Origin of the sequence: Gilliamella intestini (genome assembly GCF_900094935.1) — a bacterium.
Classification (GTDB): domain Bacteria; phylum Pseudomonadota; class Gammaproteobacteria; order Enterobacterales; family Orbaceae; genus Gilliamella; species Gilliamella intestini.
The window spans coordinates 46,787-65,629 of sequence record NZ_FMBA01000005.1 but is presented as its reverse complement, the minus strand read 5'-3'; the positions used below and the strand labels follow the sequence as shown (position 1 = coordinate 65,629).

General features: G+C 35.3%; 12 protein-coding genes and 1 tRNA gene. 5 read left to right on the top strand and 8 right to left on the bottom strand.

What is annotated here, in order from left to right:
• The first annotated feature begins 117 nt into the window (after positions 1 to 117).
• Positions 118 to 993 carry a methylenetetrahydrofolate reductase [NAD(P)H] gene (gene metF, locus GA0061080_RS02305; RefSeq protein ID WP_091120479.1) on the top strand — a complete coding sequence of 292 codons (876 nt, stop codon included), beginning with the start codon at positions 118 to 120 and terminating at the stop codon, positions 991 to 993.
• A 40-nt stretch (positions 994 to 1,033) separates the two neighbouring features.
• Here the strand turns inward: metF and GA0061080_RS02300 are convergent.
• The 7 genes from GA0061080_RS02300 to GA0061080_RS02270 form a co-directional block, all read right to left on the bottom strand.
• Positions 1,034 to 1,110, bottom strand: a tRNA-Met gene (locus GA0061080_RS02300).
• Between the two features lie 292 nt (positions 1,111 to 1,402).
• Positions 1,403 to 2,401: a LacI family DNA-binding transcriptional regulator gene (locus tag GA0061080_RS02295; RefSeq protein WP_091120379.1), complete on the bottom strand. Its 999-nt coding sequence runs from the start codon at positions 2,399 to 2,401 to the stop codon at positions 1,403 to 1,405.
• Between the two features lie 14 nt (positions 2,402 to 2,415).
• Complete coding sequence (locus GA0061080_RS02290) at positions 2,416 to 3,534, bottom strand: glycoside hydrolase family 172 protein (RefSeq protein WP_091120375.1); 1,119 nt, start codon at positions 3,532 to 3,534, stop codon at positions 2,416 to 2,418.
• 59 nt (positions 3,535 to 3,593) lie between these two features.
• Positions 3,594 to 4,841 carry an oligosaccharide MFS transporter gene (locus tag GA0061080_RS02285; RefSeq protein ID WP_091120371.1) on the bottom strand — a complete coding sequence of 416 codons (1,248 nt, stop codon included), beginning with the start codon at positions 4,839 to 4,841 and terminating at the stop codon, positions 3,594 to 3,596.
• A gap of 739 nt (positions 4,842 to 5,580) precedes the next feature.
• Positions 5,581 to 8,661 (bottom strand): type I restriction endonuclease subunit R, EcoR124 family, encoded by a 3,081-nt coding sequence (locus GA0061080_RS02280; protein ID WP_091120367.1) that lies wholly within the window; start codon positions 8,659 to 8,661, stop codon positions 5,581 to 5,583.
• 14 nt (positions 8,662 to 8,675) lie between these two features.
• Entirely contained in the window at positions 8,676 to 9,884 is a 1,209-nt protein-coding gene (locus tag GA0061080_RS02275; protein WP_091120364.1) for a restriction endonuclease subunit S, read from the bottom strand.
• Positions 9,881 to 12,460, bottom strand: coding sequence for a type I restriction-modification system subunit M (locus tag GA0061080_RS02270; protein WP_091120360.1), 2,580 nt, complete (start codon positions 12,458 to 12,460; stop codon positions 9,881 to 9,883). The genes GA0061080_RS02275 and GA0061080_RS02270 overlap by 4 nt, the downstream gene beginning before the upstream one ends.
• Positions 12,461 to 12,778: 318 nt before the next feature.
• On the opposite strand from GA0061080_RS02270, the gene ybiA reads away from it, so the two are divergent.
• The gene (gene ybiA / locus GA0061080_RS02265) at positions 12,779 to 13,267 is read left to right on the top strand and encodes a riboflavin biosynthesis intermediates N-glycosidase (RefSeq protein WP_209435703.1); all 489 of its coding nucleotides are present in this window, start codon (positions 12,779 to 12,781) and stop codon (positions 13,265 to 13,267) included.
• Between the two features lie 302 nt (positions 13,268 to 13,569).
• On the opposite strand, the gene GA0061080_RS02260 is transcribed toward ybiA, so the two are convergent.
• A complete protein-coding gene (locus GA0061080_RS02260; protein ID WP_091120352.1) occupies positions 13,570 to 14,205 on the bottom strand; it encodes an NAD(P)-dependent oxidoreductase in 636 nt (211 codons plus the stop codon).
• Between the two features lie 256 nt (positions 14,206 to 14,461).
• Between GA0061080_RS02260 and treR the strand changes: the two genes are divergently transcribed.
• From treR to treC, 3 genes are all read left to right on the top strand, one after another.
• Entirely contained in the window at positions 14,462 to 15,424 is a 963-nt protein-coding gene (gene treR, locus GA0061080_RS02255) for a trehalose operon repressor TreR (protein WP_091120348.1), read from the top strand.
• 176 nt (positions 15,425 to 15,600) lie between these two features.
• Positions 15,601 to 17,028 carry a PTS trehalose transporter subunit IIBC gene (gene treB, locus GA0061080_RS02250; RefSeq protein WP_091120345.1) on the top strand — a complete coding sequence of 476 codons (1,428 nt, stop codon included), beginning with the start codon at positions 15,601 to 15,603 and terminating at the stop codon, positions 17,026 to 17,028.
• Between the two features lie 76 nt (positions 17,029 to 17,104).
• A complete protein-coding gene (gene treC / locus GA0061080_RS02245) occupies positions 17,105 to 18,778 on the top strand; it encodes an alpha,alpha-phosphotrehalase (protein ID WP_091120341.1) in 1,674 nt (557 codons plus the stop codon).
• The last annotated feature ends 65 nt before the right edge of the window (positions 18,779 to 18,843 follow it).

Genomic DNA, 18,843 nt, shown 5'->3' with positions numbered 1-18,843 from the left:
CGTTGAGTTTTTTATTAACAAATCAGGCTTTGTTTATAGCCTTACGTTTCCGCCGCCTATTTGGGTGGCGGAAGTGTCAATAAAGGAAATGAGTGACATAACCAATGGATGAAACAAATGAAAACAAATCTACTATTTAATAAAAAAACCGTATTCTCCTTTGAGGTTTTTCCCCCTAAAAAAACCTCACCTTTAGAAACAATTTATAGTACATTGCGTGAACTTGGTTATTTTAAACCTGATTTTATTAGTGTCACTTATGGTGCAGGTGGTAGCTTAAATGGCCAAACCACCATTGATATTGCCCACTCAGTCAAACACACTTATGGCATTGAAAGCGTCGCTCACTTGCCAGGGATCAATTTTGATAAAGCTGAAATGCAAAAAATCCTACACGATCTTAAATGTGCAGGAATTGATAATGTGCTCGCTTTGCGTGGTGACATCAGCCCAAATGTGCAACCTAAAGATGATTTTCGATATGCCAGCGAACTGGTGTCATTCATTAAAGAAAGCGGTGATTTTAACGTGATTGGTGCATGCTATCCCGAAGGACACCTTGAAGCAGCAACACTAAAACAAGATCTGATCCACCTAAAAGAAAAGGTCAATGCAGGTACCGATCAACTTATTTCACAGCTATTTTTTGATAATGACTATTTTTATACATTTTTAGATAAAGCTCGCGATATTGGCATTAATGTTCCAATAGAAGCAGGCATTATGCCAGTGACCAATAAAAACCAAATTGAGCGTATGGTATCGATGTGTGGGGTGAATTTACCTAAAAAATTCAAACAAATGATAGAAAAATACGAACACCATCCAGAAGCATTTCGTGATGCTGGTATTGCTTATGCAATCGATCAGATTGTTGATTTGGTTTCGCAAGATGTCGATGGCATTCACTTATACACCATGAACAATAGCTATATAGCAAGACGCATTAGCGAAGCGGTATCTACATTGCTAGCGGTGCCAAAATCGGAATAGTGAATATAAAAACAGGAAAGTATAAACAATGATTTAGAATTGGTTGCGGGGGCTGGATTTGAACCAACGACCTTCGGGTTATGAGCCCGACGAGCTACCAAGCTGCTCCACCCCGCGTCAAAGAAGTGTCTATATTATAGCAATAAAATAATAAAGCAATACCTATTTAGCTTAAACGCCAAATTTTTAAACATTCTTGAGTAAATATAGATTATTTTCTTACATAAATACAAAATTAAATAAGATTTTTTAACAATAACTTTAGCCTTTCACTAACGCCAAAGATAGCTCAAATATTCAGTAGGTTAAAAGAAAAAAGCTTTAATCTGGTTTTTTAGCGAGTTATAAATGGCTTGTAGTAACCATAAAGCATTTAGCTAAATCAGTAACGGTTATTTTTCTTTATGACTCATCTATGGCGTTTTATCTTAGGCTCAATAAATAGTGCAGAACATTTTAATTCTTCAAAATTCAATAAATTATAAATCATATTAACACAAGCATTGGCCATATTTTCAAAATCTTGAGCTATTGCATCTATTGGATAGTACGAGTAATCAAAATAAATATTATAATCGTAAGAGCATAAACAAACCTGTTTGGGATCAGCATTAACAGCAACCAGATAGTTAAGTACTTCTTGTAATAAATTACATGACGGAGTAAAAATAGCTTTAGGTAATCGACCTAATTTCTTATGCACATTTTTGAGTAAATCATATCCTTTATCAGGACAATAAACATCACTCACCAACCAATCAGGATTAACCACTAAACCTGCGTTTTCAAGTCCCTGCTTAAAACCTTCTAATCGTGCCTGAATAGAGGTTAGCCCAATATCACAACCAATAAAATAAAATTCATCAAACTGTTTTGCATATGGTTCAATTAATTTAGCAACCGATTGTGAAGCTTCACTTGTTATAAAAGGTAATTTTGTGTTTTTCAAATAGCGATCAAAAAATAGAACGGGTGTATTTTGGTTAATATCGGCATAAAATTTATCACTATCTAATGAAGTCACCACAATCATTGCATCAACTTTACGTTCAACTAAATTTTGTGCTACTTTGACTTCAACTTCTCTATTATAATGGCTACAAGTAATTAATAATTGGATATTTTTATGACGAAAGGATGATTCTAGATGGTACAAAAACATCGAGAAAAACGAATTTGACATATCTGGAACAATTACGCCAACAGTATTGGTACTATTGGCTTTAATTAAATATCGGCGAATATGAGATTGATAACTATATTGCTGAGCAATAGATAAAACTCGTTGCCTTGTTAGTGGTGAAATACGATATTTTTTATCCCGTTTATTAAAGATATGGCTGACGGTTGTTGCCGACACGCCAGCCAAACGAGCAATATCATTGATTTTTAATTTATTACTCGCCATACATCACCTTAAAATTACCGTGGAGTACGCTGTTGCTTGTTTGGAAATATTGGATTGTGATTAACTGACGGATTTTGATACCAATATGCAACACTCGCAATATCATCACTACGTTCATATAATCTTATATCATCATTCCCAATTTGTTGAAAGGCTAGCTTGATATTTTTGTGGAAAGCAATAGGATCAGGTAAATGCCAGCGATATAAACCATGTGAAGGTAAACCATCATCTCCAAAACCATGCACAGGATTTGAATCACCCGTTTGGAAAAAGTCACGTGTTGCGTCTCGATTAGTTTGGTAAGGGTAGCCCATAAATAATGTTTGAAAACATTTTGCTTTTGGTTTACCTTGACTATCACGATTATGAAATGCCCAAGCACCACCAAAATAGTCTTCAGAACCAGTGGAATGTTGAGTTGGATAATCACTATCATCATCAAGATAGAATTTAAATTCACCTTCTCCCCACCAATAACGCTCTAATGCAGTCAAAGCAAGGTAAGTTCCAACATAGTAACCATACCCTTGAACATTATTAAGTATGACATAATCTTGCGCATAATTTGTCATGCGTTGTCGTCGCCACTGAGCATGGAAATATAGAGGTTGTTCAAACGGTTTAGGCATCACAGCATAATTAATTGTAAAAAAGAAATGTTGCAAATCACCTTCATGCTCATTTTGGATTTCGATTCTTGCTTTTTTATTAAATGGCATTTTAAAATAGCTATTAAAACCACCGGTTGGATTAACCACTATTGGTAGTGAATTAATATCACATCTTGCCCCAAAACCATTACAAAAAAAATCTCCTATTGGGCTTTCGACCGAAGGTATTTTTTCATCATCCCAATAAATCCGAATTACAACATCACGTAGCACAAAACTACCATGATGAGTCCTATCTGTTAAGGTAAACCACATATGACGGATTTCACCAGGCCCAGTTATTTCAGCAATAGTTACAGTTTTACCTGCAGGAATTGAAATATACCCTTGCCCTTTTCGACTTGGACCTAAAACACTAGCTTTCATACATGATTTACCTTTATCACCAGTCAGATTTTCTGGCGAAATTGTTCTAGTTTGCTCAAAATTAAATTGTGTTACTGAATTAAATATGTTCATTTTAAATCCTTAGTAAGTGTTATTAAATTCTATTTATTCATGTCTAAAAGTGATTTGTTTTATTTAATATTGCTTATGTTTTGATTAACCAATTTTCTATCACGGTTTAAAAAGATAATGGCAAAAATCATAAATCCTAAAACTACCAAGCCAAGATTATTGAATGTTGTTGCTGCACCAGATGTATCGTAAGTATTACCCACATAAGTTGAGAACAAAATCACACCAACAGATCCAGCAACTTGATAACCAATTAAAAACACTGTTGCAGAAAGACGAGCATTGAAATTGTTATCAATATATTTAAACACTGATACCAAAATTGTTGAAATTTCAAGACAATGCATGAGTTTGATAATAGAAATTATTACAATACTATTGACATGACCAGTTAAGAAAATACGGGAAGCTGAAATAAATGCTGCAAAAATTAATGCATTTTTAGCACCAACACGATTGACCACAAACGGCACACAAAACATGACGGCCGCCTCTAAAAAAACTTGAAAAGAGTTTAATAATCCATACAAACGATAACCATCATTCACATCATTAAATTGTTGGGTAAAATATACAGGAAATAATTGCTGATCATAAATATTATAAAGGCTGTAAGTGCCTAATACATAAATTACAAATATCCAGAATTTTTTTAAGGTAAAGACTGAAATAATTTCATTAAAGGTTAATTTATCTTTCTTTTGAAATATCACATCAGATGTTTTACTGAGATCTGGTTTAAAATTCAGATTTAGAATCATAAAACAGACACCAACTATCGAAGCAGCCCAAAAATTAAGATGAGGATTGATACTAATTAAAATACCAGCTATAAAAGTACTCACCGCATAAGCAATACACCCCCAAGTTCGACACTGACCAAATTCAAATCCAAATGCTCGGCTAATTTTTTCACAATATGAATCAATTAACCCCATACCCGCAACCCATCCAAAACCTAAAAAGAAGCTACCAAAAATTACACCAATATAAAAACTATGTCGTAATAATGGCTCATAAACATAAATTAATGCAGGTGCAGCACAGGTAATTATGATACTTTGAAACCAGATAAGATGTTTTTTTAGTACTAACTTATCTTGATAAATTCCGTAAATAATCATAATGATTAATGAAATAAAATAGTTAAATGAATAAATGATGCCAGTCTGCTTTGCTGTTAATCCAATTTCTTTACTAAGCCAAATGGCATAAAAAGAAAACACAAAGCTACCAGCTGCGTAATATATAAAGCTATAACATGAAGCAAACCAATAAGTTGGTTTATTATAAAATGCATTTGTCATAATTTATCCTTGAAAGAGTGAACCACTACACAATTGAGTATGCAGAGCTAAAAATTTAGCTTTAAAAGGTTTATTGGATAAATGTGATCAGCATCAAATTTATTTTGTTCAATGTAATAGTGAAATATCTGCGTTTTTATTATTTTAAATGTAGGAAGTTATGAGGTTATTTACAGTAATTTGAAAAATTCCTGTTATAAATACCATAAAAATAAAATTAACGCTCTATCACAAACAAGCAATAGGGCACTGATATCATAAAGAAAAATAACTGTCACTAATTTAGCTAAGCGCATAATGGTTGTTAGACCATTTATAACGTGTTAAAGAAAGCCGGCTGAAATTTTTGTCCCTTTAAGTAGTAAAAATGAACGTTATAAAACCATGAGTTAGGGGTTTAAATGTTTGTTTAAAATAAAAAATCTATTAAAAATAAATTTAGACGGTAAACAAAACCGCAAACTAGAGAATATTTGTCTTTTATTATTTATTTGATTTTTTTAATATTTTTACATAAACGCAGTACACTCCTGAAACTTTTTGACAAAAATCACTAGCCTATAAACTAATGGAAAAGCCGAAAGCGTGATACGAACGTTGAATTGAGATATGCATAATCAACAAATATTTAGTGGTGCAAAAGAGAGAAAACAAAAGCTTAAGCGATTTAAGGAAAAACGCCTAAAAATATCACTAGCTTTAACTTTACTTTTAATTATTTGATTTTATTTTAACGTAATCAGCTAAATTGTTGTTTAATCTCGGTCATCCAACGTGGAAGTTCATCATGTAAGGCTAAATTTAGCATAAATAAGTTATCAATATCTTTATTCGCTTTGCTTAAGTCAATTGTTTGAATAATTTCAGCAAAATAAGGCACAATGTCCGATTTTGATAGTTCAAACTCTGTTATTGCTTGCAATAATAGCTTACTATCAATACCCCATTGGTTAGCAAATTCGTTTGCGGCATGTTTGATTTTATCGTTTTTCCAATTGGTAAAAGCTTCATCAAAATGGACTTGGCTAGATAGGCGACCGGTTAATAATTCGGTATCGACAAATTCTTTCAATATTTTTGCTTGCTGATCTTCGCCCATTTGGCTTAATTCTTGAATTTGTTCGTAGATAATGCGCCTAGTTTCGTCGTTAATGGTTTGTACACCATCAACATGCGACACTTTAGATCCAATTAAGCTAAGGATATGCGCAGCATCAATCACCTGTGTGCCTGCTAATTTGGTTTTACCAATTAAAGTGGGCACAATGGTTGGCGTTTTAGTGGTAGTTTCTTTAGCGGTTAAGTTTTTAAATGCACCGACATATTGCAACCAACGGTGCTCGGTCATACCAAAAGTGGCATTATCCCATTGATATTCGTAATATTGTTGGACAATATTAAGCTGATCAGCCGCTATTTTAAATGCTTTGCTAAATTCAGTTAGTTTTTTATCATCATGTTGAATTAATTGCCATTGGGTTGGATCGGCTAAGGTTAAAACTAATTGCTCCAAATCATTGGCTAAAATTCGCACGGCAGTGGCATAGGTTTCAACAATTGCTTTGCTACTGCTACCACCACTACCATATAGCTCAAGGGCTTGGTTAACCATCTGTTCGGTCAGGCGAGGGGTTTGGAAATTAACAATGGTACCAAATTCTTTGCTAGCACCAAACACGCGATTGGTGCGTGAATAAGCCTGAATTAAATTTTGTAGCTTTAAGGTGCGGTCAACATAAAGAGTATTGAGCCGTTTAGAATCATAGCCTGTTAATAGCTGATCAGCAACAATCACTAAATCGATATTCTTGCTATTACGACCACTACCGCCACGGGTAGCACGCTCGACCACATCCTCAAAATAGGCTTGTTCACCATGTTTTTTATCACCTGCTATAAACTTAATGCCAGTAAATTCAGCGTAATCATTAAACATGGCGCTGATAATTTCGGGATCGACATTATCCGGATCATTTTCGTTACCAAAGCTAAAGGTCATGGCGATATTGATTTTTTGCTGTTGGCTTGCAAGTTGTTTTTTAAATTCCTGATAATAGGCAATCACCCGTTCCTTATAAGCGACGGTTAAAATAGCATTAAATTGTTGCTGTTGCGATTGCGCTTGCCAGTTGCTTAAAATCTCTGTAACCACTTGTGGTATATGAGTTTGATCATGATAAACTAATAGCGATTTATCAATGGCTTGCTTTTCAACTTCGCTTTCGCTCCAACTATGTACTAATCGGGCGATTTCGCGATCGGATTGTTCTGGCTTTTCGATTTTTATACGCTCAATAAGCTTATCGCGTAAATCGTCATAACTGCTAAATTCGCCAGTATTGATGTAATCAACATGAAATCCAAGCACGTTACCATCAGCAATGGCTTCATCAATGGTATATTGATGTAATTTAGGACCAAATAGCTTTTCGGTAGTGTTAATCACTTCGCTGTTTTCGTTTATTTTGCCTTTAATTTTGTTTTCGTCAAAAAGCGGCGTACCTGTAAATCCAAAAAATAGCCCATTTTTTCTAAAATGGCTTTTTATTTCGCCCATCATATTTTTCATAGTGGAACGGTGCGCTTCGTCAACAATAAAGACGATTTTTTTATCAGCTAAACAACTATCTTTGCCCTCTTCAAGGGCTTTAACCAAATTATGCAGTTTAAAGATAGTGGTTACCACAATGCCATTGTGTGGCGAGCTAAGGTGTTTTCTAAGCTGTGCGGTGCTGTGTGTATCATCAACGGTGACAGGTTCAAAAGCAGCATAAGCTTTAAAGTTATCACTGGTACGACTATCAAGTTCACGCCGATCGACCAAAAAGACCACTTTATCAAAACCGGCGCGCGTCGATAAAAATAGGGCTGTTTTAAAGCTAGTGATAGTTTTACCTGAACCCGTCGTATGCCAAACAAAGCCGCCATGTGGTTTTTTATCGGGATTATCCCAACCAAATGCCGCCCCTTCTACCGCTTGTAAAGCAAAGACCTGATAAGGGCGCATTAGCATATGTCGGCGGTTTTCTTCTTCTTTGGCTTCATCAATGACTAGGTAGTCGCCCACCATTTGATGTGCCATTGGGATCATTAAAAATTGTTCTATTACTTGCTGCCAATGATTGATCGGTTGATTTGATTTACTCGCCCAATGAAACACAAAGCTAGGATTAAAGTCATTAATTGTTTTGGGCGTGGCAAAGTAACGGGTTTCGATTTCGCTACTTATTACCATCATTTGCGAAAAAGCCATAAAATTGTTGCTATATTCGCCATCTCGATAGTAACGCTTAAACTGTTCAAATGCTTCGTCAAGGTTTTTATCGGTACGTTTTTGTTCGATATTAATTAACGGTAAACCATTAATTAATAGCACCAAATCAAAACGATTATTGTTAGGTGTTTGCACTTCGCGGGCAATGCGATAACTGGAATCACCGCCACGCACTTCGGCCTTTTTAAAGATAGTTAAGGTGATTTGCTTGCGTGTCACAAGCGGGTTATCATCGCGATAAATGCCATCGATTTTGCCTTTTGACTCTTCCATAGCGAGCAGTTTTGCCGCTTGGTAGCTGTTTTGTAGTTGGTTAACTTTTGCCATTACTTGGCTAAATTCGTTATCGGTTAACTCAACACCTTCAAGTTGATCGGCATTAAGCCGATTAAGTTCACTCCGCCAGTGGGTGACTAAGTCATTAACCGTTACTTTACGTCGATTGCCATCTAAAAAGTCAGGCGCCTGCCATTGTTGTTTTTTTAATTCTTTAACAAAGTTTTCTTGAAAGGTTTTTTCTGCGGCATCTTTCGCTACCCGACTCATTCCTTAACTCCTTTTTATACAAACATTTCGTTTAAATAAGCTTGTTTGATGTTTTTTAATTTAGCTAGCTTTTTTTGTTCTAGGGCGATTTTATCATCGAGTAATTTAAAGAAATTACCGATTTTGGTTTGTTCTGCGATATGAGGTAGATCAACGATTAATTGATTAAAATCTTTTAAATTATAGTTACTTCTGCCATCTCCAGTAGACATTTTTTTGGCATATACTTTATGTTTACGTGAATTCAAAAAGACTGATAAAAATTCTGGCGTTATAATATTTTGGTTGGGTCTAGTATTAATTGTTGCAAAACCTATCGCATTTTCTTCTTTCTTTGTAATTACAGCTGAGGTTCCTACATCCCCCGTATGAACAGTAACTACATCACCAATATGTAAACGACGCGAAGCATTTATTTGTGCAAAGGTTTCTTTTAAATATATTGGATTATCTGAAAATTCAAACTTATTATCTTTGATATCTGAATTTCTTATTAATAACGTACCTACATTTGTATAATTTTCGGTCATTGTTGTAACCAATCCAATAAATATTTTACCTATTTCTATAATTTCTTTTTGTTTCCAAAGACCAACTGAACCTATAAATCTTCTCTTAGGTTCATCTTCACTCGGGAATATTTCTCTTAGATAAGCTGATTTTAGGGTTTTGGCTTTTTCTAATTTTTTTTGTTGAGTATTAATAAGGTTATCAAGTTTTTTAAAGAATTCGCCTATTTTGGTTTGTTCAATTTTGTTTGTTGTTACTATAAATTTAGTATTAGAAACAATATTCCAATCAGATCTAGGCATTTTTGTGCCAGTAGATTGATTTGCGACTATTTGGTATTGATTTGTTTGAATCAATGCATATATAAATTCACCATTAGAAAAAGTTGGGCGAAAGACCCAAAAGTCACCGACAGCAATACCATCAAAACCTGCATATAACCAGTTTTTTAGATAAGGACGAAGTTTTCCAAAAAGAATATCCCCTTTTTTAAATTCAATTCCCTTTTTATCATTAATTTTTTTAAATACATCTTTATTAAGTTCACCTTGTCCTGAAATAATATCTTCAAATTCAACTCTTGGTAAACAATGAGCACTACTCATAACTGTCAAGCGTTCTACTAATTTTTGCCACTCAATTTGACAAAATTCCTTAGATTTTTCAAATTCCTTAAACCGCCGCCTAGGAATTAATTTTTTACTTTCACTCATTGCGTTACCACCAGCTCTTGCATCATCGCTTGTAACTCGGCTTCAAGTTGTTCGATCTCTTTATCAATCGAAGTTAAGGTATCTTGATAACGTTCGTTTAACATTTGTAGGGTTTTTAATTCGGCTTTAATCGGTTTTTCGATTAATTCGCTCAGTAACGCAATGGTATTACCAAACCATTTTTTGTACATTAGTGTGTCAATTTCTTGATCCGTTAAGCTTAAAATCCGTTCTTGTACCGCTTCTTTTAATGCTCGTTCGTCCGCTTTAACTTGTTTGCTTAATGTCGATTTTTGGCTGATTAATTTATCGACTTTTTTCAATAATGGATAAGTTTCCGCCTCTTTTGCGGTATTTTTTAACTCATCTTTGAGTTTTTTATTATCAAATGTATCAAGCGGTTCGTCATCATCATTCTTTTTCAATGATTCATACAGCGCATCGTACTCCGGGCTGTCTTCCACTTTGGCCGCTTCGACCAGATCCGCAAGTTCGCTTTCTAGCGTTTGGATTCGCTGTTTATTGTTGTCGATATTGGTTAGCTCATCGGCATATAATTCACTGGCAATTAATTCGCTTGGAATCAGACTGCTAATAAAGCCGTCTTGCTCAGACCGTTTTTTAGCACCGCTACCTTTGTTGACCATATTCGGCACTCGGTTGCGCCCTGCGGTATAAAAATCAGTGGCGGCAATAATTTCAGCGTCATGGAGTAATGCATTTTGCCAAATTTCGGCAATAATCTGATAGCCGTCATAGATATCAAGATGATTAAAGCTGGCTAGTAGGCTTTTTATGTCGTTTAACATCGCTTCCATTAGCGGGTGAATCTGCTCAGGATCATTAATTGCAATGATTTGTGACCAATAGCTGTCAATATAAGCTTGCGTTTGCTGCGCTAATTGCGCCGATTGCTGTCGTATCCGTTCATCATTTAAGATTTTAGTGCTTAATTCGCTAATCTCTTCTTTTAAGGTGAAATAGTGCGGACGCACAGGCACTAATGCCGACTGCAATAAGTCGGGCGTGGTGGCACGGATAACAGCAAGTTGCTCAATATTGTGCTGTGGTATGCCACCTAATAAATGACCTTCGACGTCGTGAGCAATATCATCATCAATGGCATCAATATAACGGGGGATATTGAGGTTGTATTCATTGGCGATAATCTCTTGACGAGTGGCTAAATGGCTATAGCCAGTTTGCTCTTGACGTGATACATAAGTATCAACAATTTTGGCGATGTCTTTTTCTTGCAAGACATTTTGCTTACCGACTTTTATAAAGGTATTTGATGCATCAATAATTAATACAGGATCGCTGAGCTGTCGATTCTTCTTCAACACTAAAACCACAACGGGGATGCCAGTATTGGTAAACAGGTTGCTTGGTAAGCCGATGACGGTATCAATGTAATTCTTTTCTAATAATCGTTTGCGGATTTCACCTTCAGCTGCACCACGGAATAAGATTCCATGCGGTAACACGATTGCCATAGTGCCACTTTGCCCTAAATGGAATAGTCCATGTAATAAAAAGGCAAAGTCACCTTTTGAATCGGGCGGCAATACGCCTGCTATTTCAAAACGGGGATCGCTCACTTTTAATCCTGCACGATTCCAGTTTTTGACTGAATAAGGTGGATTCATGACTACCGCATCAAATTGGACGCCTTCGCTAGGACGCTCAGGATCTTCAGGCCAATCATGAGCTAAAGTATCGCCATTTCTAATGGTCATTTTATTGGGTTTGACTTCATGCAGTAATAAATTCATCCGCACCAAATTATAAGTAGCGGTATTTTTTTCTTGACCGTAATAGGTCAAGCTTTGTTGCGCTTGTTTGGTTAGATGTTTTTTAACTGTTAGCAGTAATGAGCCGGATCCAACTGTTGGGTCATAAATTGAACGAATATTTGGTGTTTTGGCGGCAATTTGCGCCATCACTTCACTTACTTGGCGTGGTGTATAGAATTCCCCGGCTTTTTTACCGGCTTCCATAGCAAATTTACCAATTAGATATTCATAAGCATCGCCTAATACATCGCCTTTTTGTAAAGCGACCATATCAAGATCGGCAAATAATAAGATTAAGGCTTTAATATTTTTACTGCGCTCATGTAAATTACTACCAAGTGCAGTATCGGTTAAATCTAAGGTTGAATTAGAAAACAGATTCTTAAAGTCATCGGCATCTTTGCTATTGGCAATTGACCGTTCAAAGTGATTTAAGCTGTCGATTACTTTTTGTACTTCAAAATTACCTTTATTAATATCTGCGATCCAAGTTTGATAAAGGTGCTCGGGTAAAACATAATAACCCAGTGTTCTTTGCAGCATGCTTTCTAATTGAGGACCACGTTCAGCCATGCCATTATAATAGTTGGCGATAAGTTCGGACTGCGTGATCTCATCTCGGGTTGTCATCGTTTTAAATGCAGATAATGTTTTATCACTTAAAAATTTATAAAACATTAAACCTAACATATAATCTTTATAACGACTGGCATCCATCGAACCACGCAGCTCATTGGCGCCATCCCATAACCGACTTTTAATCTCTTCAGATGTAATCACAACGTATAACCTCGTTAACTCATTTACCTTGGCATGAAAGTATCATAGGTTTATTTTTGATTTATCCCATAGCCAACACAATTGCGTCGTATTTTAGCGGTAATTAGTTTCAAATCCTAGCTAAATAAATAGGTGTTGATATTGCTATAAAATAGAACAGAAACAGATATTATGGTCAAGATGACCATGCCTATTGTTTAATATCATGTATTTAAATTAGCAATTATGCGATCAAACTAATACAATCTTTGTCACTTTGATCAATAGTTAGGTTTTATTAATAAGTTTATTTTTTTGTAAAAGGAGCGATTTCAATCGATGAAACACGTCGGAAAGAAGAAAATGATTTTCTTTTTTAGCCCTGATCATTATTTGTCTCAGTGGTATCCTTGCCATTTTGTTATTGATAATATTAAATTTACTAGTGCAGAACAGTGGATGATGTATTCTAAAGCGTTGTTATTTAAAGATATCGATAGTGCCAACGCCATTTTATCAATCCCGTCATCTAAAATGCAAAAAAAGTTGGGGCAAGCAGTACGTCATTTTGATGAAAATATCTGGAATCAGCATAAAAAAGAGATTGTTTTTGCGGGTAATTATGCCAAGTTTTCGCAAAATGATGAGCTTAAACAATATCTATTATCTACCAAAGATAAAGTGTTAGCCGAAGCTAGTCCTTATGACAAGATCTGGGGAATTGGTTTAAGCATTGATGACGAAATGAGATTTAATATGACTAAATGGTGCGGCAAAAATCTACTTGGTGAAGTTTTGATGCAAGTGAGAGAGGCTCTAAAAGAGTAATCCTAAATAATTTTAACAATATGATTAATATAGATATATTTTTTATTAAAATATCTATTTTATACTGAAACACATAGTTACCTGAAAGTTTTTTACAAGATCATAAATCTTTTTATCAACTTTTTTGATTAGAACGTTAACGTTAAATTAGCTTTTCACTAAAAATCCAAAAAATATCCCAAGCCAAATCCAACCACTAAAATAATAAGCGTTGAATATTTTTGTTGGGATATTCTGTCAATTGTTATAAAAACAAACACTTATTTCTGCCTTGAAATCTTAGCAACTGAATTTTAAAAATATCACTCACTAGCCACAGTAAAGCGTTGTTTAATATGTTTAGCTGTTTCTGCTTCGTCAATCATAGCAATGGCATAATCGGCATAACTAATTTGGCTTTTCCCTTTGTTGTTAAATAACACTTCTTCGCCCCCCATAATATAATGCCCTGTCCTTTCGCCATTAGCGTTAAACTCAATTGCTGGGCTTAAGTAAGTCCATTGCACATCTTCACATTTTCTAAGCTGATCAAGTGCTTTTGCCATATTGGTTGCTAATGGTTTAAATTCATCAGGAAAATCCGGTGTATCAACCAAACGAATTGAATGTTGTGGATTAACGTATAAACTGCCAGCACCGCCAACCACTAATAGGCGATTAGCTTTACCACTCAAGATATCGGTTAAATGTTTTAAACTGGTTTGATGCAATGGTAGTGATTCAAGTGCCCATGTGCCAAATGCATCAATAATCACATCATAGGCTTTTAAATCAGTATAGGTTAATTCAAACAGATCTTTAATTAGCACTGCTGCTTTTGGATCAAGCTGTTGATTTGGCTTACGCACAATTGCAGTAACGTCATGACCTCGTGAAATTGCCTCTTTTACTAAAAGTTGCCCTGTTTTACCACTTGCACCAATAACTGCAATTTTCATATTTTGCTCCTTTTAAGCGTCTAAAAATTAACTGACATAAGAATAGTTTTAGATTAGTCTTTAACATTTATACTGTAAAGTAGGTACTAAATATAAGGCTATAGTGTTTTTTTTGATATTCTATATTACATCTTATTTTGGTTTTAATTATTAGTTAACAATGCTTATTTACCAAACTAATATAAACAATCTCAAATCGCTATTTTTTATAAAATAGATTAGTATGATTTTATTGATTTTTGTTGGCTAAATTATTATGAGTATATCTTCAAACAACTTAACCATTAAAGATATTGCAAAACTTTGTGGGGTAAGTAAATCGACGGTATCACGGGTGATTAATCATGATCCTATGGTTAAAGAAGCTACGCGTAATAAAGTTATTGCAATCATTGAACAGTATCAATTTACACCGTCGAAATCCGCTAGAGCCATGCGTGGTTATGGGAATAAAGTGATTGGGATTATTGTAACTCGCCTTGATTCTCTTTCTGAAAATCAAGCTGTTCAAAGTATGTTGCCTATTTTTTATCGGCATGGTTATGATCCTATCATTATGGAAAGCCAATTTAGTGCTATCAAAGTAAAAGAATATTTATCTATGCTTAAAAGTAAACAAGCTGATGGCGTAGTTATCTTTGCATTTACTGGACTAGAGCAGTCATTATTATCTACCTGGCAAAATAATAGTGTAGTGATCGCAAGAAAATTCCAAGATCATACTTGTATTTGTTATGATGATATTGGTGCAGTTAGATTATTGCTTGCTCATTTATATCAATCGCAACAACATCAAAATATTGGTTATATCGGTATTGAGCAACAAGACCAAACTACTGGCGCATTACGTTATCAAGCTTATTTGGATTTTTGTCAGCAATATCAACTTATCCCAAATGCGGCTTTAGGCCAATTAAGTTATCGTTCAGGTTATGAGCTTGCCCAGTTTGTGTTAGCTAAAAATCCATCGGCTATTGTTTGTGCAACCGATAGCATTGCATTGGGACTAAATAAATATTTAAACGAAAAACAGCTCGAACATATTACCGTAGCCAGTATTGGCAATAGTGAGATACTGAATTTTCTTTTTCCTAAAACTTGTGCAGTTGAACTCGGTTTTGATCAAGCCGGTAATTATGCGGCTCAAGAGTTACTTAGTATGTTACAAAATCAGTTTGAGCTGAAAAATATCACCATTCCTTGCCATTTAATAAGCTAACCAGTAGTTATTTTATTTAATTTGTGCTTATTTTGCTCTAATTTGTGATATTAATCACAAAAAGGGAACGTTCCCATTTGTTAATTTATCAATTCAATCTATGCTTAATCTATATTCAAAATAGTCGGATTATTAGTGAAATAAAAAGGCTAATTCTAATTTAAAGGAGACCTTTTATGACTAAAAACTCCCAATTAACTATCCCATCGATAATACAATTGATCGAGTTGGTTGGTGGCAGTAAAAATATTGCCAGTGTCACCCACTGTTTAACAAGATTAAGGTTTGCCTTAGTTGATCCTAAGATAGCTGATGTTCAAACCATAGAAGCGCTCCCTTTTGTAAAAGGTTGTTTTAATAATGCAGGCCAATTTCAGGTAATTATTGGTACCGATGTTGATATATATTATCAATCACTTATCCAGCAATTAAATTTTAACGAGGCAAGCAAAGAGCAAACTAAAGTAGCAGCAAAACAAAATATGTCTTTTTTTGAAAGACTGATTTCGAATTTAGCTGAAATTTTTGTGCCATTGTTACCAGCTTTAATTGCGGGTGGTTTATTATTAGGTGTGCGTAATATTATTGGCGAAATGCCAACGATTGATGATAAACCGCTTATGCAAGCCTATCATTGGTTAGTGCCTATTTATAATATTCTTTGGTTACCTTGCGAGGCGATTTTCCACTTTTTACCGGTTGCCATTTGTTGGTCTACCGTGAAAAAAATGGGTGGTTCACCAGTACTTGGTATAGTCCTTGGTATTACGTTAGTTTCCCCTCAGTTAATGAATGCGTATGATCTTGGCAGTAAAATACCTGATGTTTGGGATTTTGGTTGGTTTAGTATCGAAAAAGTTGGCTATCAAGCCCAAGTTATTCCATCAATTTTTGCAGGTTTAGCTTTGGGTTGGATCGAAACACGATTACGCAAAATTGTTCCTGATTACTTAAATCTAGTGATTGTGCCAATTGTTGCGCTTCTTGTTTCTGTGTTTTTAGCACATTTCCTTTTAGGTCCAATTGGAAGAATGTTAGGTAATGGTATTGCTTTTATTGTTAAATATTTAATGACTGGTGATTATGCCTTTATTGGCGCTGCTATTTTTGGTTTCTTTTATTCACCATTGGTTATTACCGGCATTCACCATACAACCCTTGCGATTGACTTACAAATGACCGAAAGCATGGGCGGCACGCCGATTTGGCCAATTATTGCTTTATCTAATATTGCGCAAGCTTCGGCTGTTGTGGGTATTATTTTAGTTAGTAAAAAACATAATGAGCGTGAAGTGTCGGTTCCTGCTGCCATATCGGCTTATTTAGGCGTCACCGAACCGGCCATGTATGGTATTAATTTGCGCTATAAATTCCCGATGCTGTGCGCCATGATCGGCGCAGCATTAGCGGGATTAATTTGTGGTTTGTTTGGTGTGTTATCAAATGGTATTGGGGTTGGCGGTTTGCCGGGTATTTTATCGATAAAACCGATATATTGGTCGATTTATGCTTTGGCGATGATTGTGGCAATTGTGGTTCCGATTGTTTTAACTTCGATCGTTTATAAAATTAAACTTAAAAAAGGTACGTTAGATATTCGTTAAACACGAGCTAATAACCATTAACCGTTCTTGTTATTGAGCGGTTAATTTATGAAAAATAAATAATAAAGAGCAAGCAATGAATAAAATCGATATCCCTTGGTGGCAAAATGGTACTATTTACCAGATCTATCCAAAAAGTTTCCAAGCTAGTGGCGCCGGTTCAACGGGTGATTTATTAGGTATTATTAGCCGATTAGATTATCTTGAAAATTTAGGGGTTAGTGCTATTTGGTTAACGCCGATTTATCCATCCCCACAAATTGATAACGGTTATGATGTGTCGGATTATTATGATATAGATCCGAGCTATGGCTCAATGGCTGATTTCGAACTACTGGTTAAACAAGCGCACGAGCGTGGTATTCGCATTATGATGGATATGGTGTTTAATCATACTTCAACACAGCACCCATGGTTTAAATCAGCCTTAGATAAGTCAAGTCCTTATCGCTCATTTTATATTTGGAAAGACGCTAAAGCCGATGGCTCAGAGCCTAACAATTGGCGGTCAAAATTTGGCGGTAAAGCATGGCAATGGCATGAACAATCAAAACAGTACTATTTGCACTTATTTGCTAAACAGCAAGCCGATCTTAATTGGGAAAACCCAACTGTTCGTCAAGAAATCAAAAAAGTATGTCAATTTTGGGCTGATAAAGGCGTTGATGCATTAAGGCTTGATGTGATTAATTTAGTTTCAAAACAGCAAGATTTTCTGGATGATGAAAATGGTGATGGTAGGCGGTTTTATACCGATGGTCCAAAAATTCATGAATTTTTACAAGAGATCAGTCGTGATGTGTTTCAACCCAACCAACTTAAAACGGTTGGCGAAATGTCATCCACCACATTAGAAAACTGCCAAAAATATGCTAGCTTAGATGATAAAGAATTGACCATGACGTTTAACTTTCATCATCTAAAAATCGATTATCCAAACGGTAATAAATGGACGCTGGCTAAACCTGATTTACTTGAACTTAAAAAAATCCTTGGCTATTGGCAAACAGGCATGCAAGATAAGGCTTGGAATGCAATTTTTTGGTGTAATCATGATCAACCTCGTATCGTCTCACGCCTTGGTAATGAAAACCAATATCACAAACAATCTGCCAAAATGTTAGCCATGCTACTGTATGGTTTACAAGGCACACCTTATCTTTATCAAGGTGAAGAAATCGGTATGACCAATCCTCATTTTACTGATATTTCACAATATAAAGATGTTGAAAGCCTTAATATCTATCACGAAAAACTTGCGCAAGGCATGGCAAAACAAGATATCTTAGCTATTTTAGCCAGTAAATCCAGAGACAACAGCCGAACACCAATGCAATGGGATAGTTCTGCCAATGCTGGCTTTACCCAAGGTAAGCCTTGGATTGAGGTTGCTAGCAATTATCCACAAATTAATGTCAAAGCGGCACTTGAAGATCCTGATTCGGTATTTTATTGCTATCAAACCTTAATTAAATTACGCAAAACGTACCCGATTTTTATTTTTGGTGATTATCAAGATCTAACGCCAGATATTGCTGATTATTGGTGCTACATCAGGCGGTGGCATAATCAAAAATTACTGGTGATAGCAAATCTGACCGATAAAACACTGACATGGTCATTACCTAATTCGTTACAACTCTTGAATTGGAAACGATTATTTAGCAATTATCAAGATAACCATCGGCTAGTCTCTGAAATAAGATTAAAACCTTATGAAGCCATATATTGGTTGCAACAGGCGGATTAAGCAAGCGATATGGGCAATCTATAAAAAGATTGTCTGTTTTTATGTACGATAATTGTCCTATTTTA